Annotated in this window: 21 protein-coding genes; 17 read left to right on the forward strand and 4 right to left on the reverse strand. The window is 36.3% G+C overall.

Annotated elements, in window-relative coordinates:
• The first annotated feature begins 49 nt into the window (after window positions 1-49).
• Entirely contained in the window at window positions 50-496 is a 447-nt protein-coding gene (locus tag DM447_RS01265; RefSeq protein ID WP_112179386.1) for a DUF1801 domain-containing protein, read from the forward strand.
• A 31-nt stretch (window positions 497-527) separates the two neighbouring features.
• Here the strand turns inward: DM447_RS01265 and DM447_RS01270 are convergent, their stop codons facing one another.
• The gene (locus DM447_RS01270; RefSeq protein ID WP_112179387.1) at window positions 528-947 is read right to left on the reverse strand and encodes a VOC family protein; all 420 of its coding nucleotides are present in this window, start codon (window positions 945-947) and stop codon (window positions 528-530) included.
• A gap of 248 nt (window positions 948-1,195) precedes the next feature.
• On the opposite strand from DM447_RS01270, the gene DM447_RS01275 reads away from it, so the two are divergent.
• The 10 genes from DM447_RS01275 to DM447_RS01320 all read left to right on the forward strand — a co-directional run bounded on the left by DM447_RS01275 (window position 1,196) and on the right by DM447_RS01320 (window position 15,281).
• A complete protein-coding gene (locus DM447_RS01275) occupies window positions 1,196-2,611 on the forward strand; it encodes a PTS mannitol transporter subunit IIBC (protein ID WP_112179388.1) in 1,416 nt (471 codons plus the stop codon).
• A 216-nt stretch (window positions 2,612-2,827) separates the two neighbouring features.
• On the forward strand, window positions 2,828-4,933 hold the full coding sequence (locus DM447_RS01280; RefSeq protein ID WP_232824268.1) for a BglG family transcription antiterminator: 2,106 nt from the start codon (window positions 2,828-2,830) through the stop codon (window positions 4,931-4,933).
• A gap of 20 nt (window positions 4,934-4,953) precedes the next feature.
• Window positions 4,954-5,388 carry a PTS mannitol transporter subunit IIA gene (locus DM447_RS01285; protein WP_112179389.1) on the forward strand — a complete coding sequence of 145 codons (435 nt, stop codon included), beginning with the start codon at window positions 4,954-4,956 and terminating at the stop codon, window positions 5,386-5,388.
• Window positions 5,389-6,552 carry a mannitol-1-phosphate 5-dehydrogenase gene (locus DM447_RS01290; protein ID WP_112179390.1) on the forward strand — a complete coding sequence of 388 codons (1,164 nt, stop codon included), beginning with the start codon at window positions 5,389-5,391 and terminating at the stop codon, window positions 6,550-6,552.
• A gap of 576 nt (window positions 6,553-7,128) precedes the next feature.
• Window positions 7,129-8,778, forward strand: a complete 1,650-nt coding sequence (locus DM447_RS01295; protein WP_112179391.1) for an AraC family transcriptional regulator — start codon at window positions 7,129-7,131, stop codon at window positions 8,776-8,778.
• A 113-nt stretch (window positions 8,779-8,891) separates the two neighbouring features.
• Window positions 8,892-9,887, forward strand: coding sequence for an ABC transporter substrate-binding protein (locus DM447_RS01300; protein ID WP_157967386.1), 996 nt, complete (start codon window positions 8,892-8,894; stop codon window positions 9,885-9,887).
• Between the two features lie 769 nt (window positions 9,888-10,656).
• Window positions 10,657-11,721: a FecCD family ABC transporter permease gene (locus DM447_RS01305; protein WP_112179393.1), complete on the forward strand. Its 1,065-nt coding sequence runs from the start codon at window positions 10,657-10,659 to the stop codon at window positions 11,719-11,721.
• Entirely contained in the window at window positions 11,721-12,740 is a 1,020-nt protein-coding gene (locus tag DM447_RS01310; RefSeq protein ID WP_112179394.1) for a FecCD family ABC transporter permease, read from the forward strand. Before DM447_RS01305 ends, DM447_RS01310 begins: the two co-directional genes overlap by 1 nt.
• Before the next feature lie 521 nt (window positions 12,741-13,261).
• Entirely contained in the window at window positions 13,262-14,338 is a 1,077-nt protein-coding gene (locus DM447_RS01315) for a PstS family phosphate ABC transporter substrate-binding protein (protein ID WP_112179395.1), read from the forward strand.
• Window positions 14,331-15,281, forward strand: a complete 951-nt coding sequence (locus DM447_RS01320) for a PstS family phosphate ABC transporter substrate-binding protein (RefSeq protein WP_112179396.1) — start codon at window positions 14,331-14,333, stop codon at window positions 15,279-15,281. The genes DM447_RS01315 and DM447_RS01320 overlap by 8 nt, the downstream gene beginning before the upstream one ends.
• A gap of 65 nt (window positions 15,282-15,346) precedes the next feature.
• On the opposite strand, the gene DM447_RS01325 is transcribed toward DM447_RS01320, so the two are convergent.
• Window positions 15,347-16,300: an aldolase catalytic domain-containing protein gene (locus tag DM447_RS01325; RefSeq protein ID WP_112179397.1), complete on the reverse strand. Its 954-nt coding sequence runs from the start codon at window positions 16,298-16,300 to the stop codon at window positions 15,347-15,349.
• Window positions 16,301-16,644: 344 nt separating this feature from the next.
• On the opposite strand from DM447_RS01325, the gene DM447_RS01330 reads away from it, so the two are divergent.
• From DM447_RS01330 to DM447_RS01355, 6 genes are all read left to right on the forward strand, one after another.
• Window positions 16,645-17,736: a metallophosphoesterase gene (locus DM447_RS01330; RefSeq protein ID WP_112179399.1), complete on the forward strand. Its 1,092-nt coding sequence runs from the start codon at window positions 16,645-16,647 to the stop codon at window positions 17,734-17,736.
• A 196-nt stretch (window positions 17,737-17,932) separates the two neighbouring features.
• Entirely contained in the window at window positions 17,933-18,472 is a 540-nt protein-coding gene (locus DM447_RS01335) for an RNA polymerase sigma factor (RefSeq protein WP_338418775.1), read from the forward strand.
• Window positions 18,453-19,196: an anti-sigma factor gene (locus tag DM447_RS01340; protein WP_112179402.1), complete on the forward strand. Its 744-nt coding sequence runs from the start codon at window positions 18,453-18,455 to the stop codon at window positions 19,194-19,196. The genes DM447_RS01335 and DM447_RS01340 overlap by 20 nt, the downstream gene beginning before the upstream one ends.
• Window positions 19,197-19,430: 234 nt before the next feature.
• The gene (locus tag DM447_RS01345; protein WP_112179404.1) at window positions 19,431-20,777 is read left to right on the forward strand and encodes a copper amine oxidase; all 1,347 of its coding nucleotides are present in this window, start codon (window positions 19,431-19,433) and stop codon (window positions 20,775-20,777) included.
• Window positions 20,778-20,837: 60 nt separating this feature from the next.
• The gene (locus DM447_RS01350) at window positions 20,838-21,461 is read left to right on the forward strand and encodes a class F sortase (protein ID WP_112179405.1); all 624 of its coding nucleotides are present in this window, start codon (window positions 20,838-20,840) and stop codon (window positions 21,459-21,461) included.
• Between the two features lie 209 nt (window positions 21,462-21,670).
• Window positions 21,671-22,867, forward strand: a complete 1,197-nt coding sequence (locus DM447_RS01355; RefSeq protein WP_112179407.1) for a NupC/NupG family nucleoside CNT transporter — start codon at window positions 21,671-21,673, stop codon at window positions 22,865-22,867.
• A gap of 86 nt (window positions 22,868-22,953) precedes the next feature.
• Here DM447_RS01355 and DM447_RS01360 read toward each other — a convergent pair whose 3' ends face one another.
• Window positions 22,954-23,409, reverse strand: a complete 456-nt coding sequence (locus DM447_RS01360; RefSeq protein WP_112179408.1) for a DUF2188 domain-containing protein — start codon at window positions 23,407-23,409, stop codon at window positions 22,954-22,956.
• Between the two features lie 172 nt (window positions 23,410-23,581).
• Complete coding sequence (locus DM447_RS01365; RefSeq protein WP_112179409.1) at window positions 23,582-24,220, reverse strand: NAD(P)-dependent oxidoreductase; 639 nt, start codon at window positions 24,218-24,220, stop codon at window positions 23,582-23,584.
• Window positions 24,221-24,386 lie beyond the last annotated feature (166 nt).

The raw sequence follows: 24,386 nt of genomic DNA on the forward strand, positions 1-24,386 counted from the left end.
TAATTGGTCAAAGCTTCTTTATTGCAGTAGTTGAAGTGGAGGGGTAAACATGTCAATGGTTGAAATTAATAAATATCTAAAGGATAAAGAGGCAAAGTGGCAAGAAGCGTTTTTAGAACTCAATAAAACGATTGCTGAGAATATTCCCAGTGGTTTTGAGTTTGAAATGCAATACGGGATGCCTTCTTTCGTGGTGCCATTATCTATTTTTTCTGAAGGATACCATTGTAAATCGGATACACCGCTTCCTTTTATTAGCATAGGAATAAAAAAGAACCATATTGCTGTTTATCATATGGGGATCTATGCTGATGTGGAATTGCTAGGTTGGTTCCAACAAGAATATCCTAAATTTGTATCAACAAAGCTTAATATGGGGAAAAGTTGTATTCGATTTACAAATCCTAAAAAAATTCCCTATGCATTAATTGGCGAGTTAGTATCCAAAATTACGGTTGAAGAATGGATCGAAATGTATAAGGGCAATAAAGTCTAGCATTATAGTAAGGTTGGCATAAGTTGTGCAATTAATCATTTGTTGGATAATCACAATACTCAATAATAGTCCCTTCCGTATCAGCGGGATTTAAGTAGATTAAGCGACGACCGTGTTTGTTTGTCCGTAATGTATCTTCTAATACACGAATTCCTCGTTCCTCTAATTCAATTCGGGCATTATCCAAATTATCAACTTTGTAAGCTAAATGGTGAACACCTTTTCCCTTTTGTTTAATAAATTTGGCGATAGGAGAGGTTGTGTTATTGGTTGGTGCTAGTAACTCTGTTCGAAAACCATTCACTTCCATAATCGCAATCTCACTTTCTACACCGACAGCTTCACTTTTGTAGTGATCAATCAGTTCCGCACCTAAGACATTTTTATAAAATGAAATGCTATCCTCTATATTTCTAACTGCAACTCCAATATGATCTAGATTTTTTTCCATAACGGTCTCCTTATAATTCAGTTTGCCTCATTATAACATATAACAACTATGCCTCTTTCTTGGCTGAATTTATTTGGATATAATTTTCATCTAATACTGATAAAGTTGTCAATTTATAATTCTGTCAACATTAGTATTGACAAAACTAAATTTTGAAAGCGTTGCTTTAAATATTGTATACGCTTTATTATTAAGGAGAAGGTTCATATGACTCATATTATTTTAAGTTAAGGAAGGGGAAATTTTTTATGGCAGAAAAAGGGGTTCGCGAAAAAATACAACAGTTCGGTAGTTATTTAAGTGGAATGATTATGCCAAATATTGCAGCATTTATTGCTTGGGGGATTATTACAGCTCTATTCATTGAGACTGGTTGGACGCCAAATGCAGATTTAGCAGAAATGGTAGACCCAATGATCAAATATTTATTACCACTCTTAATTGGTTTTACTGGTGGTAAAATGGTTTATGGCGTTCGTGGTGGTGTAGTTGGTGCTACAGCAACTATGGGTGTTATTGTTGGTGCCGATATTCCGATGTTTTTAGGTGCAATGTTAATGGGGCCTCTAGGTGGTTACCTAATTAAGAGTATTGATAAACCACTACTACCAAAAATTCGTTCTGGTTTTGAAATGTTATATAATAATTTCTCGGCAGGTATATTAGCTGCGGTATTAGCAGGGGTAGCGATGAAAATCATTGGTCCCGTTGTAGAAGGATTAAATAATCTTCTAGGATCAGGTGTTGAAGTAATTGTAAATGCAGGTTTATTACCATTAGCGAGTATTTTTATAGAACCAGCTAAAGTGTTGTTTTTAAACAATGTTATAAATCATGGAATTTTAAGTCCTTTAGGTGTTGAAGAAGCAGCAGCAACAGGTAAATCTGTATTGTTCTTATTAGAAACCAATCCTGGACCAGGGCTAGGAATTTTGCTAGCATTCATGGTATTTGGAAAAGGAATGTCAAAGAGTTCAGCTTATGGAGCTTCTGTTATTCACTTTTTAGGTGGTATTCATGAGATTTATTTCCCGTATATATTGATGAAACCAGCATTAATTTTAGCAGCTATTGGTGGTGGAGCAACAGGTGTACTAACATTTACTATATTTAATGCAGGATTGTCTGCTACGCCATCTCCGGGAAGTATTTTTGCATTAATAGCAATGACTCCAAGAGGTAATCATATTGGTGTACTACTAGGTGTTATCGCCGCGACAGCCGTTTCATTCTTAATTGCTTCAGTCATTCTTAAATCAAGTAAAGATGATAAAGAGGAAGATATTGAAACAGCAGCAGGTAAAATGGAAGGAATGAAAGGCAAAAAGAGTTCTGTAGCAGATTCATTTGCAAGTCACAAAGATAATGTTACATCACTAAATGCAGAAAACGTAAATAAAGTTATCTTTGCTTGTGATGCAGGTATGGGTTCCAGTGCAATGGGAGCATCGTTACTAAGAGATAAATTCAAGAAAGCAAATATAGGTATTGAAGTTACTAATACAGCAATAAATGATATACCAAGTGATGCAGATATTGTTATTACACATAAAGATCTTACCGATCGTGCGAAGGCTAAATTACCAGGAGCACAACACATTTCGGTAGAAAACTTTTTGAATAGTCCTAAATATGAAGAACTTGTATCACAATTAAAAAAATAAGTACGTAATTATAGCCTTAACTTTCACTCTCAGTTGAAAGTTAAGGCTTTTTAGAAACAAACAATTTAAAAAGTTATTAAATAATGGCAACAACTTTTAAGACGAAAATAGTTCTGGAACTGATTGAATACTTTATTTTAAAAGGTATAGTATAGACATACGGTGTTGCTTTTCTATTTGTGTCAACATGTTCTGCTTTTAACACACCATTAGGAGGTGATCAGACTGTACATCTCTGGAAGAGAAAGAAAAATCATTGAACTTTTGTTACTGCAAGAAAATGGTGCAACGATTCAACAATTAGCTAGCAATTTAGAAGTTAGTGGTAGAACCATACATCGAGATTTAAAAAGCGTTGAAGATACTTTAGATTATTATCAGCTAAGTTTAAACAAAAAATCCGGTGTTGGGGTAAAAGTAAATGGAAGTAAGGAAAATAAACGAAAACTAAGCTTGGCTATAACACAAGTGGAACACACAGATTATACGCCAGATGAACGCCAGGCAATTATCCTATCTACCTTATTGGAGACAAGTGAACCAATAAAGTTGTTTACATTGGCTAATGAGTTACACGTGACGATTGCAACTGTAAGCAATGATTTAGACAAAATTAGTGAGATTTTAGAAACGTACGAACTAAAGCTTATTCGAAAAAGAGGTTATGGAGTAAATATCTCTGGTAGTGAATCCAATAAAAGATCTGCTTTAAGTTTTCTGATTTCTAAATATGTAGATGAGTTAGATTTTATTATATTTATCAAAGAAAATATCGAAAAAAAATCAAAACAACAATTAGATTCGATCTCAGAGAGACTGTTAGGTCTTGTAGATCAATCAAAGTTAGTCACGATAGAAAAAAGTATAGATCATGTACGTAATGAACTACCTTATGAGCTTGCTGATAGTGCGCACATCGGGTTGGTTGTCCATTTAGCTCTTGCTATTGAACGTTTACAGCAAGGAGAGCGTATTCGATTCGACTTAAACTATTTGAATGAAATAAAAGATACCAAAGAATACGAAATTGCCAAAAACATTATAAATGATTTAGAAGTTGCTTTTCATATGAGCATACCTAAAGATGAGATTGGTTACATTACAATGCACCTTCTTGGAGCAAAAATAAGATCTGATCATGACTATTTAGTTGAGGAATCATCTTTAGATATTGCATTCAAAGCAAGAGAATTAATTAATTATGTTGGCGATAGATTAGAAGTGAATTTAACAGAAAATAAGCATTTATTTAACGATCTAGTTACACATCTAAAACCGACTATGTACAGAATTCAAAAAGGTATGCACATTAAAAATCCCTTATTAACGGAGATATTAAATGATTATAAAGAATTATTCATCACTCTAGAGGATGGTTGTAAAGAGGTATTCCTTGGTACTGAATTTCCGCAAGAAGAGATTGCTTACCTTGTGCTACATTTTGCTTCAGCTACAATCCGTCGTGAGGAACCATCTGAATTAACTGTTTTGGTTATTTGTTCAAGTGGCATAGGAACTTCAAAAATGCTAGCAACACGTTTGATTCAGGAAATTCCTGAAATTGCAAAAATAGATAATCGTTCGTTATTTGAGCTAGATGAAATTAATTTAAATTCATATAATCTTGTTATATCAACTATTGCATTTCGAGAAAAAATAAGTAACTATATCTTGGTTTCACCCATTCTCACAGAGAAAGAGATTGATAGAATTAAAACTATTGTAAGGCAGCAACGTAAAACCGGTGCCAAGAAACAATTGGTTACTGAGTCAATAGTAGAAGGTGATCCGCAAGAACGGATTGTTACAAGATTACAACGTATGCAAAATTATTCAAAAGTAACGCTTGATTTACTTATAGAGTTTAAGGTTCACTCGATCAAAGAGATCTTAACTAAGGAAGAAATTTTAGAAGTTGCCTGTGAAAATTTAAAAGAAGCACAGAACATTAATAATAGCGCAGGCGTGTTTAAAGCTCTTGTTACTCGTGAAAACCTTGGTGGGATAGGTATTCCAGATACTTCTTTAGCACTTTATCATGCAAGAAGTGAATTTGTAAGAAAGCCGTCGTTCACTATATATGCATTAGAACATCCTGTTACTATAGTCGGAATGGATGATCAAGACATGCAAGCAAACACATTTCTTTTAATGCTCTTGCCTGAACATAGTAATAGTGAAAGTATGGAGATATTAAGTTATATTAGTGGATTAATTATTAGTGATCAACAAAGTATTACTACCTTTCAATCACAACAAGAAAGTATAATCAGTCAATTTTTATACCAACATCTAAATTCGTTTATTAATGACAAGTTATAAAATAATAAGGAGTGTCGAAAATGGCAAAAGAAATACTAACAAAAGATAATATTACATTAAATGCTTCATTAACAAATAAGGAAGAAGCAATACGTTTTACAGGGAAAATTTTAGTGGAAAATGGCTATGTCGAATCATCATATGTAGAAAAAATGCTAGAAAGAGAAGAATTAACTACTACTTATATTGGTAATAATGTTGCAATCCCACATGGTACAGAAGATGCAAAAGGTGCTGTAAAAGAAACGGGATTATCTGTTGTTATTTCTCCTGAAGGTGTTGATTTTAATGGCAACACGGTCAATATCTTAATAGGTATAGCTGGAAAGGGAAATGAGCATTTAGAAATTTTATCGAAAATTGCTCTTGTTTGTGCGGATGAAGGAAATATTCAAAAATTAATTAATGCTTCAACTAAAGAAGAAATTATGGAACTATTTAGCGAGGTGAATTAAATGGAAGCTGTACACTTTGGTGCTGGTAATATTGGACGTGGATTTATTGGATCTCTACTCTACAGATCCAATTTCCACACTACATTTGTCGATGTAAACAAAGAAGTGATTAATGCAATTAACGAAAAAAATCAATACAAGGTTATTTTAGCTTCTGAGCAGCAAGAGGAAGAGATTGTTGAAAATATAACAGGGATGAACAGTTTAGAAGACCCAGAGTCAGTTGTAGATCAGATTGTAAAAGCGGATATTATTACTACAGCTGTAGGACCTAATGTATTGTCAATTATTGCAAAACTAATTGCGAAGGGGTTAACAAAACGGATTAAACAAACCACTACCCCTCTTAATATTATTGCTTGTGAAAATATGATTGGTGGTAGTGCCCTCCTTAAGGAAAAAGTGTTAGAGTATATTGATGAAGCAGATAAAGAGACATTTGAAGAATTATTTGCTTTTCCAAATGCAGCTGTTGACCGTATTGTACCAAACCAAACGAATAAAGATATATTAACGGTTTCCGTTGAACCCTATTTTGAGTGGGTTATAGAAGATGATCTCATAAAAGGGGAAAGCCCCCCTATCGATGGCGTAACGTATGTACGTGATTTAGGTCCTTTTATTGAACGAAAACTATTCACTGTTAATACAGGTCATGCAGTTGCAGCTTATCTAGGCTACTATCTTGGTTACCAGACGATTAAAGAGGCAATGGACGCACCTATTGTAAAGTCATTTGTTATGGCAACATTAAAAGAAACTGGTGCTGTTTTAGTGAAACAATATGGTTTTGAAGCAGAAAAGCATCAACAATATATTGATAAAATCATAAATCGTTTCTTAAACCCACACATTTCTGATGAAGTAACACGTGTTGGAAGGGGACCATTGCGTAAATTAGGAGGAAATGATCGTTTAATTCGTCCGGCTAGTTTATACTTAGAAACTTTAGAAAAAGAACCGACGTATTTAGCAAAAGCGATCGCTGCAACTCTTCAATTTGACTATAGAGAAGATGAGGAAGCTGTATCCTTACAAAAAAGCATAAAAGAACAAGGATATGAAAAAGCACTTCTAGCTGTTTCAGGGTTAGATAAAGACCATCCGTTAATTCCAATTGTTTTAAAAGAGTTAGAGACATTAAACGAAATAAAAGCTAACTAAATATAGTTGAAATAGAATAGTAAACAAATAAACCCCATCAAAGGTGCATGATGGGGTTTATTTGTTTACTATTCTCTCTAATAAATGACTGTTGTCTTTTTATAACACAGTTACATTAAAGAGGTAGGAATCAGGGGCAAGTAGGATGAGGGTTTAGTTGGATAGAGTGGTTTAGTGAAATTTAATTTCTTTTCATTCATTATTATATTTCAAAAATCCATAGCTTGCATATAATTTCAATCCAAGAGTTGTCGGATTTAAAAATGTTTCCATTAATCAAATGAAGTGTATTCTTAAAAAATTATCATTGACGGATAGAGGTAGATAAAGATACACTGATACAATCGATAATGATTATCGATATCATTTACATAAAGATCTTAAGAAACTAAACTTGTAGAAAATGAAATTTAATATGAGTGGAAAGAAGGAAATAACCTTTCATCTACCTATGGTTCTAGCTATTATTTAGGAGTGACTAAGTTTAAACACCAAGATAGGTAGACGTATGATTGATGGTAAAAGAAATCGAATAACAAATAATATACAGGCGTCGAGGGAAGAGGGTAATAAGAAATGAACAAGGTTGAAAACGATCAATCAATCTTTTATCAGGCGATGTATGAAATACTGAATGTAGAATGCTTAGATTGTAAACCTGGCTGGCAGTTTGAAGAAAAGACAATTGATCATCATACAATTTTTTTTATTGTAAAAGGAAAAGGTGAAATAGTTATCAATAAACAGCTTATGACGATGTCACAGAAGAATATATTTATACTTCTTCCTGGTATGAAGGTTGAAGCCTATAACACAAATGAGAGTAGCTTAGAATTGTATAGATTGTCTTTTGAAATATTTCGTATATCAGAAAAAACGAACCAGTATAGAGTGTATGAGAAGGATACCACCTTCCCTAAAGAGGGGCAGATTCCTTTAGAGTTACATGGGTCACTTATTCGCCTAATGGAGCTCTTAATAGAAAGTTGGCATTCAACAATTAAAAGTCAGCAATTTAAAGGACAGATTTATTTGCGTGAAATCATCAATGAAATACTTAATAACGATTTCCTTATGACAAATGAGTCGACAACTCGATCATTTGAACAGTCCATTAAGCATATACAAAACATGTACCATTCGGAGTTAAGACTTGATAAGCTTTCTCGATTGGCGGGGATGCATTCAACCTATTTTTCTTCACAGTTTAAGAAAAAAATAGGTAAGGGTCCGATCGAATATATAACCGATTTGCGCATGAATCGGGCCAAAGAGTTAATGCTTTTTTCAAATGACAAAATTCGGGATATTGCTCGGATGGTAGGATACAATGATGAATTTTATTTTAGTCGCCGATTTAAAGCAAAACAGGGAATGGCACCAACCGTTTATATAAAAAATATCCGTAGAAATATTGTGCCACTCTCATATGCATATACGGATCATTTGGTCACTCTAGGTGTCGTTCCTCATGCGGCACATATTGCAAAAGAATTCACTTATATAACAAAGCAGGTTTCGATTCCATTTGAGCGTTCGCAATCATGGGGATTTCAAAGACAAGCACTAATGGAAGTGAAACCAGACTTTGTTGTGTGTAAAGAAAATATCGCTGCAAAAGTGAGAGAAAACTTGGCTGATATTGCCCCAATCATTGTGATTCCTTGGATACGTATGGATATATTTGATCATCTAAAGCAAATCGCACAGTTAGTTAATAAAGAAAAAGAAGCAGAAGAGTGGATTTACAGTTATGAGCAAAAAGTCAAAATTGCAAGAAAAAAAGTGGAGACTGTTATCGGTGGAGCCACTGTAGCCATTTGCAGCATCACCGACAACGGATTTAGAATGTATGGCAATCGAAATATGGGTCATGTTTATTACCGCTCATTACAGCTCCAACCTCCTGAAAAGTTGCGTAAGGAATTAGAGAAATATCCTGTTGGAACGGGTATTAACTGGCTACCTGTTGCTGCAGAAAATGTGATGGATTATGAGGCCGATTATTTATTGATTACGGCCAAGTCGAAAGTACATGCCAGAAATAAGCTAAAGCAACTCCAAGCTTATCAATCGTGGCAGCGGCATCCAGCTGTAAAGGCTAAGCGAATTTACTATTTAAATACCTATCAGTGGATTGTTTACGCACCATATTCAGTTGAGAGGCAACTAGAGGAAGCAGTGTCCTTGTTTACGGAGTCAAAAAAGGTCTCTGCTCTGATCTGAAAATAATCCATGTTAATAATCATAAAAAATGACATGGATTCTATAAGAAATTAACTATACAATAATTGAGAATGATTATTAATCTAAATTATTATAAATTGGAGGGGGAAACAATGAAAAATCATATATTACAATCAAAATCATTTTTACATCAGCTTTTGTTCGCTATAATGGCGGTTCTTATAATAATAATTATAACCGGATGTGGATCAACTTCTTCTAGTAATTCGAGTGTTGAATCAGAATCAACTATGGAAACGAATGAGGGAGAGTATCATGAAATTATTCATCAACTGGGTGTTACACAGGTTCCAGATGAACCAGAACGAATAGCAGTACTAAGTTCCAATTTCGTTGATAATTTATATGTGTTTGATATTATACCAATAGTAGCTGGCGAATCAGCACTGTCGAATGAAAAAATATCTTCACTCTTGCCTCAGGATTTATATGAAGATGTTCAATTCATCAGTGAAGACGAGGTCGACTTGGAAGTAATTCTGGCCGCAGAGCCTGATCTAATTATTGGACAAGAGAAAACTGGAAAAATATACGAGGAGCTTTCTAAAATTGCCCCTACGGTCATTTTGGGGAATGATGATTGGCGTGAAACACATTTTAATTTTGGTGAAATTCTAGGCAGAGATGAGGAAGCTCAGGCTTGGATGGATCAATATGAACAAAAAGCAGAAGAAGCCAAACAAAAAATTTCCGAATCGATAGGAGAGGAAACAGTAGCTTTCATGCGGGTTTTACCTAAGGAGTTTAGGCTTCACGGAACAACTGACCAGCGATTTATTGATGGTACGCTTTTTCAGGATTTAGGATTAAACCCGGCGAACGGAGTCCCAGAGGAACGTCAAGCTATATCACTTGAAGGGATAGCATTAGTTAATGCTGATCATTTTTTCCTTGATTATAATACAGCCTCCCAGGAAAATGATCAGGCAATAGAAAGATATAAGTCACTGACTGAAAGTGTTATTTGGCAACAGCTGACAGCGGTGGAAAATGATAATGTCTATTTAGTTCCTGACTGGTTTATCCAAGTATCTCCTTATGCAAGATCAATGGTAATAGACTATGTGGTTGAGACATTAGTTGAGTAAAGATAGAAAACCAGTGTGATTTGTAATAAAGACAAAGCTATACTGGTTTTCTATTTTGAACTTGGCTTCAGAAAAAAACGTATATATTGAAATTAATTTTCTATTTTCGTTTTCTTTTTCAATTTATCATTTCATTATATGTTCAAGTAACAAGGCCTATCCTTACTTTTTAAAAAGATTAATAGAATGTTCCGTTTTTTGTGATCGGAATATTAATTGCTACATCTGTGCTTCTACCGATCATTTTATGAATCCATATTGGGAGATGAAGTGACTATTGTGGGACTTATAAAACAATCTGTATAGGTAAGCTTATGTTCATTATTTGCAATTGGGCTAGCTGCTATTTTTCCAAAGATTTGAATTTTATTTAGGCCACAGGTTTTGGTAGAATTGGATATGTTTTTTTAGAATTACGTTATGAAAAACAAACACTAAATTTTTAATTTATGGCTTATTAGCCTTACTAGGAGTATCACGTGGTTTAGGTATCTTTGAAATGCTTGGAATATGGACAAGTGTTCCAAAAATTAAGTATGGTTAATATCAGTTGTTTTTAGCAGATTTGACGTATTGAGTAAATTTGTTTCAGTGTTTTGAGAAATGCCTTTCTATTGCTGTTATATCTTGTCTGACTCAACAGTTTAGTAAGAATGCTAGAAAACGTGAATTGGATGAGAAGGGTCAATTATTTAATTCTTACTATGTATGTAGGATCAGACAAAATGATCTTGATTAGAGCTTAATAAGAAAAGGAATGGATTATCATATGGCAACGAAAGAAAGTGAAGAAGAACTGACACTAACACAGGTGGAAAAGAGACAGGATAAAATAACAACTCGTCCTTTTATAGCTACACTTATCCTATGCATTGGGATGGTTTCTCTAGTGTTTTGTTTAGGAGCATCAATTTCCCTAGGAGCTGTAGATATTGATTTTAACACGGTATGGGAATGGTTATTTTATTTTAATCCAGAACTAACTGCTCATCAAATTATACAGGAGATTCGGATGCCACGTGCTCTAGCAGCTGGCTTAGTCGGAGCGTTTCTAGCGGTTTCGGGTGCCATAATGCAAGGAGTAACGAAAAATCCATTAGCATCTCCTTCAATTATGGGGATTTCGGCGGGATCAGCATTTATGATTGCAATTGCTTTTGCCTTTTTTCCTGGAACTTCCTATTTCGGCTTAATGGTTTGGTCATTTGTTGGTGCTGGAATGGCTGCTTGTATTGTGTTTATGGTAGGGGCTTTTTCAAAGGGTGGCTTATCACCGGTGAAGCTTGCCCTTGCTGGAACAGCAGTTACTGCTTTTCTGGGATCAATTTCTTCTGGAATTGCTATTTATTTTAATGTAGCACAAGATATTAGTTTTTGGTATGCGGGAGGCGTTGCTGGGACGCAATGGATTAGCGTTCAGTTAATGATTCCGATTGCAATTATTGGTTTATTACTAGCTTTAATTTTAGCACGTTCGATAACGGTTTTAAACTTAGGTGATGATGTAGCGAAAGGGTTAGGACAACGAACAGCTGTTGTAAGGGTGTTAAGCACGATTGTGGTTTTATTATTAACAGGGGCAGCAGTATCTGTTGCCGGAACAGTAGGTTTTATTGGGCTCATTATTCCCCATCTTACGCGCTTTTTAGTAGGGGTTGATTATCGTTGGATTATTCCTTGTTCAGCAATTTTAGGAGCACTGCTTTTAGTACTTGCTGATATTGGAGCGCGTATGATTAATCCGCCATTTGAAACTCCGATTGGTACTATTACTGCAATGATTGGTGTGCCATTTTTTCTCTACTTCGCTCGTCGTGAAGGGAGAGGATTGTAATGGAATTAGCAAGGAAAACAAGAAAAAAATCTCTAATTACATTGGGAATTCTAGTTGTACTTATATTTATATCATTTTTAATTAGTTTAAATATAGGTTTTAGTCGAATAGCTCCTATTGATGTAATAAAAACGTTGGTTGGAGCTGGAACTGAAAAAAATGCCCTTGTCCTCTTTGATTTCCGGTTGCCAAGAATAGTCATTGCTATATTAATAGGTGCGGGACTGGCGGTCTCAGGAGCAATTTTACAAGGTGTTGCTCAGAATGACTTAGCTGATCCTGGAATTTTAGGGATTAATTCCGGTGCAGGTCTCGCTGTTGTTATATTTATTTTCTTTTTTCAAGGATCAACGACCACACTTGGTGTATTATCAATCTTTATTATGCCGTTAGCTGCTTTAGCTGGTGGGTTGATTGCTGCTTTTCTCATTTATACATTGGCCTGGAAGAATGGTGTTACACCCGTCCGACTTATATTAGTCGGGATAGGGGTTAATGCAGCATTTGGAGCAGCATTAATTATTTTTCAATTAAAGATGGACCCAAGTGATTTTATGCAAACAACGATTTGGTTGTCAGGAAGTATCTGGGGATCTAATTGGAATTTTGTGTTAGCTGTGTTGCCTTGGATCCTGATTCTAATACCTTACACAATTTATAAAGCTAGTTATTTAAATGTCTTAAACCTAGGTGATGAAGTTGCAACAGGACTCGGAGCAGCTGTGGAAAAGGAGCGTAGAATACTTTTGTTTTTAGCAGTGGCTTTAGCGGGATCTTGTGTAGCTGTTGGGGGAGGAATTTCTTTTTTAGGACTTGTCGCACCTCATTTAGCACGACGCTTAGTTGGTCCAAGGTATCAAATCATGTTACCAACTACAGCGCTTATGGGAGCGTTACTGCTGCTTGTAGCAGATACAATTGGACGAAATATACTCTCAACATCAGAAATAGCTGTTGGAATTGTAGTATCAACCTTGGGAGCGCCATATTTCATTTATTTGTTAATGAAAACAAATTAAAAAGAAGTGATATGGCTAATGAGACATAGATATTGTTAAGGGATTGAATATTAAACCTAGAAGCAAAGTAATTTATAAAACATCAATGAAATTAATCGCAAAAAAAGATGTCTATTCTTCTCCAAACTTCTCAGCATCAAGGTGTCTAACTGTGTCAGTCATTAGTTCTTAAGGTTTAGCGGAATTATCGAGGAAAGTGAATAATTATACTGTTGCTCATTTGGTACATATGGTAGCGTGTGAAGGTGGAAAGACGGAAAGATTATAAGAGAAGGAATTTAACAAAAGTAAAAGAGATAAACAATTATAGAAAATCTATTTAATATTTTAGAAAATAAGATATTTCAATTTTGTCTAAAGTGCTTTTGCCTAAAGAACTTGAGACGCAATCGTAATGTTAACCGAGCGGAAACAAGGATCAGGCGAGTGCTTTACTTTATTATGATAGTTTCGTTGCACACTCTCTAGTCACAAGATAATCTCAATGTATTATGTAAATTAATTTAGGAGGTTTTATATAGATGAAACATAAATCTAACTCATTCTCAGGTACTGAGCTTACCAAGACGATCGGATCTTTGGCATCGAGTTCGACCGATCAGGATTTACCAGCCTATCAACCCCGATCTATCTTACCGTTGTCAGGAGCGTCTTATTTTGATGACAATGGAAAGGTTCGTCTGTCCGGCACGCAACATGCTGATTTCGTGATGAGAAGATTTGCGGAATCTTTCTCAACTTTCCACCCTGACATTGAATTCAGTCTCGAATTATTTGGGACGCAGACGGCTACTCCCTTTCTAATACATGATCGTTCACTCGCAGTGGTGATGGGACGCGAGATGTCAGACGTAGAAGCGGTACCCTATCGCAAGGGGGTGAGCGCTGAGCCCGCCTTAATACGCATAGCCCATGCTGCGCTCTCATCAAAGAATGGTCTTGCCACCTCGCTTGCTGTCTATGTTCATCACAGCAATCCTCTTGAACACCTGACTATGACGGATTTGTCGCGAATCTTCACGATTGGTAATCCAAAGGGTGATGTGAGTCGCTGGGGGCAAATTGGTCTGAATGACTCATGGGCTGAACGACTCATCCATCCGATCGGCACACCTGAATCCTCAGGCTTTGGTAGCTATATGCAACGCCACCATTTTTCTGGCCGTGCGCTGACACCATTCTACGAGCAATGTGTCGGTGGAAAAGCAGTGCTCGCTCGCCTAGCTGATAACCCTGCAGGCATTGCAGTCGCGGCCATCGGGGGGCAGGACAAGAATCTTAGGCAGATACCACTTGCCTGGAATGAAAGTGATACCTTCTCCGTAGGTAGAAAGGATGAAATCAGTAATTGCAACTACCCGCTCGGTCGTTTTCTCAATCTTTATCTGCGCCATGAAAGCAATAGACCGTTAGATCCACTTGCTGGAGAGTTCGTACGCTTCATCCTGTCGCGGGAAGGACAAGCAATCGTCAAAAATCAGCCTGAAGGTTATTTGCCACTTAAGGCGTCTCTAGCTGCAAGAGAACGTAGCACCCTTGAGGAATGGCTATCCGCTGGACAAAAGCAAATTCAACCGAGGAGGATCGATTATGTTTAATAGATACCAACCTGAGAGCACCGCTAGCTATATACTAGCTGATCATTCCATCGCAATCATAGGAAATGATGGTATGGAGAAACTGATAACACCTTTTAACGATTTGTTTCGACAAAGCAATCCTGACATTCGCTTTACTATTACAATGCGTGGTTCGTCGACTGCTATTCCCGCCCTGATTACTGGAGTGAGCATCTTCGCGCCGATGTCACGGGATCCCTGGGCTGGTGACCGGGCTGCCTTTCGAGCTGTACGTGGCTACGATCCGACGCCTGTTCGTCTTGGTTATACCGGACATGGCCCACGTCCTGGGGCCAAAACTCCTCCTGCTATCTATGTCCATAAAGATAACCCTTTGCCTGGCTTATCGATGGATCAACTGCGTGGCGTCCTTACCTCTGGTTCGCCAGAGGGCGACCTTATGCTCTGGGATCAGCTTGGAATCAAAGGGAAATGGGCTGGTCGAAGAATCCATGTCTATGGGCTCCGCGACAATGGCAAATATGCCTCTGGTTTACGTGAAGGCCATCTTTGCGGACGCAACTATGTAGCACATTATGAACCATTTATAGACCGTTCTTCGGTCATCAGAGCATTATCAGAAGATCCATTCGGTATCGGTACGATTGGATGGTTTGAAGCTGCAAAGGTGTCTAATTCTGTGCGCGTTGTTGGATTGAGCGCAGAGACTGGCAACGAGTTCCACACACCGAATCTGTCCGATGTCGCTGCCGGTAGCTATCCACTTAGTTCATTTGTCAGTATCTATCTGGATCTCCCCCCAGGTCAGCGGCTGGATAGTCTAATCAAGGACTATCTGCGTCTCGCTCTTTCCGACAAAGGGCAGAAGATCGTTGCAGCGCAAACCCATGAGCCAGATGGTTATGTGCCGCTCAGCAGGCAACATCTCGAAGACGAACGTCGTAAATTAGAGATGCTATGAGCTACATTTGTTAGAGTTTAATAAAACAACATCCCATCAAAGGAACTTGGTGGGATGTTGTTTTATTATTTCGGTATTTCTACTGATGTTAATTTATCATAAAAATCTAAGAACTTATCTTTGTCATCACTATTCCTTAATGCCATCGCTGTACGTGGGTGTTCGTTTAATTGACCAGTAATAGCATAAGGGATAATATAACCCCATTCGATTTTCTCTCTTAAAGGAATAAAGAGTTCTTCTAATACACTAAGAAGAGGCTTAATCTCATAATTTGTATTTTTAAGTTGTCCTACTAAAAGTTCAGTTGGACAGTTACCAGCAGCTCGTCCCATCCCATAAACGGATGAGTCTAGAAAGCTTACCCCGTTTTGGGAAGCAAATAATGTATTGGAGAAAGCCATCTGTAAATTGTTGTGTGCATGAATACCAAGTTTTTTATTTGGTAAATGTTTTTTGAATAAATTAATTAAATGTTCAAAATCACGATTAAATAGTGTTCCATAAGAATCAACTATGTAGGCTGTATCCACAGGACTTTCATTAAGTTTATCAAGTGCCTCGGTTAAATCATGTTCCATGGCATTTGAAACGGCCATAATGTTTACACTTGTTTCATAACCTAGCTTATTAAATTTCTTAACTAAGTCAATTGCTTTATCAATGTCTTTTAAATAGCAAGCAACTCTTAATAAATCTAGCTGGCTTTCAGAACAGGGTAAAAGATCTTTATCCTCGACTCTACCGATATCTACAAGTGCAGATAATTTGGTGTTCGCTTTCTCAGGGAAAACATCTTTTAGAAATTCTTCATCTAAAAAACGCCATGGCCCAACACCTTCACTTTGTACAAGGTTTCTAGAATTTTTGTATCCAACTTCCATATATTCTACGCCAGCTTCACTCAAAGACTGGTAAAGCTTTTGAACAAATTCTTTGCTGAAATCCCAATTGTTGATTAAACCTCCATCTCGAATGGTACAATCAAGAACTTTGATATCGTTACTTGCGTCTGTCATATTAATGCCTCCTATAGGATGGTATAAAATGTACGCTAATTTTATCATAAGCATCTCAAGGTTGAAAGCCTAAAAGTCTAAATAGTCAAAAATCATAGACGCTAATGATCCAAGTTCTCTAGTTATTATTACTTTTTAATACGAATCCGCTATTATGCTATACTAGTTTGATAAATCAAACGCGATGATAATTAAGGATGCTTAGGTTCTAACAAGTACTCCATTTTCAATATGTTTTGATGTTTCAGGATAATTATATTTAATATGACAGATCCATATTCAGGGTTCTGGAATTTATATGCTTGACTAAGGAAATTGTAGGACAGAAAAAAGGGGGGTCTCAAGTGGATAAAATTAAACAAATTACAATTCCGGATCATGCTCGAATAATTGTTGTTTCTGATATTCATGGTGAATTAGAGCTGTTAACAAGTGTTTTGGAGAAAGTCTCTTTTAGTTCAGATGATTACTTAATTATTAATGGTGACCTATGTGAAAAGGGGTCTAATAGTAGTGGTGTTGTGAGCTATGTGATGCAGCTTACTGAAGCAAATGACAAGGTACATGTTACAGAAGGAAATTGTGATTCATTGGTAGAAGAACTTCTAAACGAAAGTCCAACGTTTATAGATTACTTAAGGTTCCGACCGCAATCTATCTTCAATGAGTGGTTGAAACAGATTGGTTATAGTATACATGATAATACAACAGTTCAAGAAGTAAAAGAGCTATTGATACCTCACTTTAAAGATGAAATCAAATGGTTAGTTGAATTGCCAACAGCTATAGAAACAAGGGAATATTTATTTGTTCACGCAGGTATTGAGAATAAAAGTAATTGGCAGGAAACCGATCGAGAGATGGCTCTTACTATGCAAGCCTTTTTGGAAAAAGAACATCAAGCGGAGCAGTTTGTTATTGTTGGCCATTGGCCGGTGTCTAATTATAAATCTAACATAGAAGTGAATAATCCAATTATTAACTATGATAAAAAAATGATCGCAATAGATGGTGGGAATATCATTAAAGACACTGGACAATTAAATGTATTTATTATAGATAGACAAAAAGATGGTGACATATTTTCTTATAGTTATGTGGATAGATTCCCAATATCTAAAGTATTAGCTGACTTTTATAGTGATGGTGAAAGTAGCGGTGTAATTAATTATCCATATTATCAAGTAAAACCAATTGAAGTGAGTATTGATTTTACCTTATGTGAGCAAGTAAAAACGTCCAAACTTTTATTGGTAAAAAATGAATACCTGAAACAAGCGGATGATTCGCGTTATTTCGTAAAAACGGATCTTTCTTGTGCACAATTAAGTGTAAAAAAAGGTGATAAAGTTGCGATTATAGATGATACATGTTCGGGTTACATATTAGTTAAAAAAGACGGTATAGTAGGTTGGATTTCAAAAAATGTTATTTGAACAGTTGATGTAAAAAGTTTTTCAAAAAAATTTAAAAGTCAATCGGTAGATCATGTCATAGTGATCCAACGTTATTATATATACGTATACTCATAGTGATGGAATTATTAATTAAGGATGTATGCTAATATAGTTTTATATTAGGGTATTAAGGGAGGTTTCTATCATCAGTCAGGACATAGACTTATATGCTCGTATTCAGACTGGCGATCAACAGGCACTTGAAGAATTATATGATCGTTATGAGAAGCTTGTCTACTCGTTCGCTTATCGAATGGTTAAACACGGAGCAATTGCAGAAGAAATTGTACAAGAAGTTTTTATGAAGATATGGACAAAGAAGGGTCTCTATAAAAGGGACAAGGGGAAGTTATCCTCCTGGATATTAACAGTTACCCGCAATACTAGTATAGATGCTCTGCGTAAGAAAAAGGAAACAACATACACATTAGAAGAAAGAGATGCACTTGAAAGTGATCAGGTCGCTACGGAAGATATTGTCGAATGGAAAGAAGAGGGAGAGAAGCTACGATCAGCAGTCAAAACATTGAATAACGAGCAACAAGAAATTATTACGTTATTTTATTTTAACGGTTTATCACAGCGTGAAATTGCAGAACAATGCAATATTCCCCTCGGAACGGTGAAGGGACGTATTCGTCTGGCACTAAAACATTTAAAACAAAGTTTGAATAGAGAGAAAAGGGGGTCTAACGATGAGACAAGAAGCGTGTAATTTATTAATTGATTATTTTAATCACCAACTTAGTGAAAAAGATAAAGCGTTATTTGAAGAACATCTAAAAACATGTGAATCATGTCAAGAAGAATTGAATGAGTTAGAAGAGTTAACACAGGAATTACCGTTCATGTCTGAGTCGGTGACCCCTCCGGCACAAATGAAGGGACAAGTGCTAGAAAATGTTTTTTCCAGTAAGCAAGAAGAAGAGGAAGAACAGAAAAAAACTACTGTAGCACCAATACAACAAGACAGATTTAATAAACGAAATTGGCTAACACCACTATTAGCTGCGGGATTATTACTATCTGTTTTAGGTAATGGTCTGTTAATGATGAATCAGACGGACAAAGATACAACACAAGAGGAAGAGATTAGTCTTGATAAAACGCAGCTAAGTACGCAGCTGACCCCTTCAGAAGGATTAGAATCTCAGGCAAATGCTACGATGGTTGAACAACAAGATGGTGTAAGCTTGGTTATTCAAGCAAATAATCTCTCCCAATTAGAGGGTGAAGAAACTTACCAGGTATGGGTTTTAGAAGATGGTGAACCATATCGTGCAGGAACATTTGTACCAAATGAGGATGGCTTTGGGGCAGTTTCATATAAAATGGATTTTCCTGAAGAACATAACTGGGATACCATTGCCATTACGATCGAACCAGATGCGACAAGCGAAACACCACGAGGTGATATAATTTTAAGCGCAGCTTTATAGTTAGTTAAAGGGACATCTTTTCACTTAGATGTCCCTTTTGTAATTACTCAACTTTCACTTTCATTTCATCAAGCTTTTAGGTCAATGATTCGCACTTGTTTTATTGATGAGAAAATTGAATGCTTATCAATAATAAAGTTCTTTCAAAAGAATTTCATTAAAAGTGATCCATTTTGAAAAACACTCCGTTAGCTAATTAGAAAATAAAATAAAAACTTTAAGAGGAGTGTTTTAATGAATTGGAAGAAAACAATTTTAGCAGTTTCATTGAGTGTACCATTATTAGTTCCAACAGCAGCAGGAGTAGTAAGTGCAGAAACGGGTGACCAAACACCTACTGTCAAAACAGAAGCTGTGGACTTGCGTTCTGACTTGAGCCATTTATTAAGCGAACACGCATTTTTAGCAATCGAAGCAATGCGTAATGGGGCTGAAGGAACTGCCGACTTTGAAGCATCTGTTGCAGCGTTGAATGCAAATACAGAAGATTTATCAGGAGCGATAGGCTCAGTATATGGAGAAGAAGCGGGACAGGCGTTTAATGAAATGTGGAGTAACCATATTGGATATTTTGTCGATTACGTTAACGCCACTGCAGCAGAAGATGAAGATGCAAAACAAGAGGCTTTAGATGAGTTATCTGAGTACAGACAAGATTTCTCGCAGTTTTTAGAGGATGCAACTGATGAAAGGCTGGAAGCTGATTCATTAGCAGAAGGCTTACAAATGCACGTAAATCAACTAATTGGTGCTTTTGATAGTTATGTGGGTGGTGACTATGAACAAGCATATACACATGAGAGAGAAGCAATTAGTCATATGCATATGGTAGCTAAGGGGTTATCAGCCGCTATTGCAGATCAGTTCCCTGATGATTTTAACAATACAAAAGCAGTAACACCTGCAGGGGATTTACGAGCTAGCCTAGATTACTTATTATCAGAGCACGCTGGTTTAGCAGCAATTACTATGCAAAATGGAATAGACGGTTCAGATGATTTTGAAGCCTCTGTACAAGCTTTAAACATGAATACTGCTGATTTAACAGATGCTATTACTTCAGTCTATGGAGAAGAAGCTGGAGAGCAGTTCAATCAAATGTGGTCTGACCACATCGGTTACTTTGTGGATTATGTACAAGCAACAGGAGCAGAAGATGAAGTGGCAAAAGAAGAAGCACTAGAGCAACTTAGTCAGTATCGTGATGATTTCTCATCCTTTATTGAAACAGCAACAGGTGGAGAAGTTCCTGCTGAAGGTTTAGCAGAAGGTTTGCAAATGCACGCTGATCAACTAATTTCAGCTTTTGATAGCTATGCAATGGAAGATTATGATGCGGCATTTACTAAAATACGTGAAGCATATGCACATATGTATGTTGCTTCTGAGATGCTAGCTGGTGGAATTGTGATGCAATCACCGGAAATGTTTGCTTCCGAAATGCCATCTGACATGCCACAAACAGGTATGGGTGGTACAAGCAACGATTCAATGAGTTGGATTTGGGTCAGCTTGATAAGTTTGACTATGCTTACAGGAGCAATAATTTTAATTCGCCAAAGAAAAGAATCACAACAATAAAGTAGCTTAACCCCATCCAATTAATTGGGATGGGGCTTATATTTTTAGGAGTGTTCTATGATGAGGAAATTAATCTGGTTGGCTTTAATGGTTCTATATGTGACTGGCTGTGCATCAACTTCAGAGGAGAAAGTTTCTGATACAGAAGAAAGAAATAGTGCTATGGTACAGGTGGAAGCAAAGGAAGAAGTCAATGCAACATCCCAAAGTAGTGTACCTGTAATTAAAGATGCAAACCTTGGTGTTGATCCTGTTACTATCGAAATTCCATCTCTTGATATCAATGCAGAAATAGAAGAGGTCGGAAGGATTGAAAATGGGCAAATGGGGGTTCCAGAAAATGTTGATAATACGGGTTGGTTTGAGCCTGGTACAAAACCAGGAAACCGTGGCAGTTCTGTCATTGCAGGTCATGTAGATGATAAGACTGGACCCTCTGTGTTTTTTAATTTAGAAGATATGGAAAACGGTGATAAGATAATTATTACTGGTGAAAATAAAAAAAGGCTTACTTTTAAAGTAGTAGGAAAAGAAGTATTTCCAAAAAATGACGCACCAGTATCCGAAATTTTTGGGTATACATCCCGTCGAATGCTTAACCTTATTACATGTACAGGTGATTTTAATAATTCCGTTGGAACACATAATGATCGATTAGTTGTCTATACAGAGTTAGTGGAATAACAATCAAACATATTTAGATAGATGGTACCTTTTACCCCCCCTTGTGAATTGACATATTAAATGTCTAACCTCTATAATAAAAAACGCAAAAATAATTGCGTGCACTTCTTTCTTACTAGACGTTCTATCACTTTTCTTGGATAGAACGTTTATTATTGTTCCATATTACATAGAGGAGTTCATTCGAAATATAAAGGAGAGTGACATATTTGCATTTACTATGGGGGATATTTGGTATTATTGTTATATTAGCTATTGCATTTCTTTTCTCTAATAAAAAGAGATCAATTAATATCAGAACTATTATTGGTGGATTAGCGATTCAGATACTATTTGCTTTTATTGTTTTAAAGTGGGACTTGGGACAAGAAGGCTTGAGAAGGTTTACATTAGGTGTGCAACATATTATTAATTATGCAAATGAAGGTATTGGTTTTTTATTTGGTTCATTAGCAGATAGTGACGAGTTTGGAACTATTTTTGCTTTTCATATTCTACCAATTATCATATTCTTTTCATCATTAATTTCAGTGTTATATTATCTTGGCATTATGCAATGGTTTATTAAGATAATTGGTGGTGGGCTCTCAAAATTACTAGGAACAAGCAAAACTGAATCGATGTCAGCAGCTGCAAATATATTTGTTGGACAAACGGAAGCACCCCTAGTTGTACGACCTTTTCTGGCTAAAATGACAAATTCAGAGTTGTTTGCCGTCATGACTGGAGGACTTGCTTCTGTAGCAGGCTCGGTATTAATAGGTTACTCCTTGTTGGGAGTACCATTAGAATATTTACTAGCGGCTAGTTTTATGGCTGCACCTTCAGGTCTTATTATGGCTAAAATAATCATGCCAGAGGTAGAGCAATCGAAAACTACTGATAAAATTGAATTGGAGAAGGATACAGAAACCGTCAACGTTATTGATGCAGCAGCAAAAGGTGCATCAGATGGTTTGAGTTTAGCGTTGAATGTTGGGGCGATGTTACTCGCATTTGTTGCATTAATAGCCTTGGTTAATGGAATTCTAGGGATATTTGGAGGAATAACATTGCAAGGGATTCTCGGTTATATCTTCTCTCCAGTAGCGTTTGCAATTGGTGTGCCATGGTCGGAAGCTTTACAGGCAGGTAGTTTTATTGGCCAAAAGCTTGTTTTAAATGAATTTGTTGCCTATGCAGCATTTGCTCCAGAAATGGATTCACTATCACCAAAAACAAACTTAATTGTTAGTTTTGCTTTATGTGGATTTGCTAATTTCAGTTCGATAGCGATTTTATTAGGTGGATTAGGAGGTTTAGCGCCAAATCGACGTAAGGATATTGCTAAAATGGGATTACGTGCAGTAGCGGCAGGTGTATTAGCATCTTTACTAAGCGCAGCAATTGCTGGTATGTTCTTCTAAGAAGAATTGTTAATAAGTGGAGTTAAAAAGAGGCCTTTAATTTAATTAAAGGCCTCTTTTTAACTAAGTATTTATTTTTGGTTTGCTTATTTTGAATAATTAATCTGTTCTTGAATATCCCCATTTTGCTTATGAATAATGAGACTAGTACCTTTATTTTGTGCGATCTCTTTTGCTCGTTTAATAGCATCCTCTTTTTTATCGTAAACAGCCGCAGCTTGTTTGGCGTTCTGTGTTTTCACTGCCCAACCGTCTTTGTATGAAATGACATGTTCCTCTTTTTCCATTAGTTCTGGCCGACTATTTTCCGCATTATCATCGCGAGCTCGAAGCTCATCATCACGCATTTGCTTGACCTTATTTATTTCCTTTTCAGCCGCGTTGTTATACCATTCCTTAGCTTGTGATGTTGCGATGGGAATTGCTCGTCCCTCATCATATCCCTCATCGAGCATGGCATTAGCGATATCAATAGCCTTTTTTCGAGTAACAGTATCCAAATTCTTCAATGAACTCGGGTAATCAGTTGTGTCCCAAGGCATTTCAATTCCTCCTTTATTTAATCTGTTGTAAATAGCAACCATCGTTTGTTATTTGTCTTGTAACCTTTTATAACGAAGCTTAAACTTATTATGGAGGCTTTTTAGAATTTATCAAATGTAGTTCAATTTAAAAAAGCGCGAAGGAATTATCCCTTCACGCTTTATAACTTTCTTATTCTTTTTCTCCTACAACTGTGAATCGTTCATCTTCATGAACAGGTTTCTCAATTTCATCAATAACAGCAATTGCATAATCGGCATAGCTAATATAGCTGTCACCTTGACTATTAGTTATAACGTGGTCTTTTCCGGTTTGATAAGAACCAGTACGTTTTCCTTCTGCATCAAACATAATAGCTGGACTGAGATGCGTCCATGCAATGTTATCTGCTTTTTCTAATTCATCTAATGCTTTACTCATATTCGATGCTGTAGGATAAATAAAATCCGGAAAGTCTGGTGTATCCATTAACTTGGTTGTTTTCTCTGGATCAATATAAAGACTTCCTGCTCCACTAACGACAAATAATCGTGTGTTTGTTCCTTTAAATGCATCTATTAACACGCGATGAGAATCTACGTGTAAATGTTCTTCTCCTTGTGGTGCATTGAATGCATCAACGACTACATCAAATTCTTCAATGTCTGCGGTAACAATGTCGAAAATGTTTTTTTCTTTGATTGTGATAGAGGAATCGGTTACTTTTGCAGCATTACGTACAATGGCTGTTACCTCATGTCCTCTATCTTTTGCTTCTTTTAAAATTAGACTTCCTGCTTTTCCAGTTGCGCCTATAATTCCTATATTCATATTTATTGCCTCCTTAATAAAATCTAAAATGATATTGTAACCATTATAGTTACAACATTTTTTGATGTCAATTAATATACTAGTAATCCTACGAATTTTTATGTATTTCTATAAAAAGCTTTTTTAATAAGCCGCCAATTTTTATGAGCCAAGCAGTATGACATTT

The sequence above is a fragment of the Paraliobacillus zengyii genome, from assembly GCF_003268595.1.
Classification (GTDB): domain Bacteria; phylum Bacillota; class Bacilli; order Bacillales; family Amphibacillaceae; genus Paraliobacillus_A; species Paraliobacillus_A zengyii.

Coding starts and splice junctions, on each gene's coding strand:
- DM447_RS01265 (WP_112179386.1), top strand. CDS start 50: ATGTCAATGGTTGAAATTAATAAATATCTAAAGGATAAAGAGGCAAAG.
- DM447_RS01270 (WP_112179387.1), bottom strand. CDS start 947: ATGGAAAAAAATCTAGATCATATTGGAGTTGCAGTTAGAAATATAGAG.
- DM447_RS01275 (WP_112179388.1), top strand. CDS start 1,196: ATGGCAGAAAAAGGGGTTCGCGAAAAAATACAACAGTTCGGTAGTTAT.
- DM447_RS01285 (WP_112179389.1), top strand. CDS start 4,954: ATGGCAAAAGAAATACTAACAAAAGATAATATTACATTAAATGCTTCA.
- DM447_RS01290 (WP_112179390.1), top strand. CDS start 5,389: ATGGAAGCTGTACACTTTGGTGCTGGTAATATTGGACGTGGATTTATT.
- DM447_RS01295 (WP_112179391.1), top strand. CDS start 7,129: ATGAACAAGGTTGAAAACGATCAATCAATCTTTTATCAGGCGATGTAT.
- DM447_RS01300 (WP_157967386.1), top strand. CDS start 8,892: ATGAAAAATCATATATTACAATCAAAATCATTTTTACATCAGCTTTTG.
- DM447_RS01305 (WP_112179393.1), top strand. CDS start 10,657: ATGGCAACGAAAGAAAGTGAAGAAGAACTGACACTAACACAGGTGGAA.
- DM447_RS01310 (WP_112179394.1), top strand. CDS start 11,721: ATGGAATTAGCAAGGAAAACAAGAAAAAAATCTCTAATTACATTGGGA.
- DM447_RS01315 (WP_112179395.1), top strand. CDS start 13,262: ATGAAACATAAATCTAACTCATTCTCAGGTACTGAGCTTACCAAGACG.
- DM447_RS01320 (WP_112179396.1), top strand. CDS start 14,331: ATGTTTAATAGATACCAACCTGAGAGCACCGCTAGCTATATACTAGCT.
- DM447_RS01325 (WP_112179397.1), bottom strand. CDS start 16,300: ATGACAGACGCAAGTAACGATATCAAAGTTCTTGATTGTACCATTCGA.
- DM447_RS01340 (WP_112179402.1), top strand. CDS start 18,453: ATGAGACAAGAAGCGTGTAATTTATTAATTGATTATTTTAATCACCAA.
- DM447_RS01345 (WP_112179404.1), top strand. CDS start 19,431: ATGAATTGGAAGAAAACAATTTTAGCAGTTTCATTGAGTGTACCATTA.
- DM447_RS01350 (WP_112179405.1), top strand. CDS start 20,838: ATGAGGAAATTAATCTGGTTGGCTTTAATGGTTCTATATGTGACTGGC.
- DM447_RS01360 (WP_112179408.1), bottom strand. CDS start 23,409: ATGCCTTGGGACACAACTGATTACCCGAGTTCATTGAAGAATTTGGAT.
- DM447_RS01365 (WP_112179409.1), bottom strand. CDS start 24,220: ATGAATATAGGAATTATAGGCGCAACTGGAAAAGCAGGAAGTCTAATT.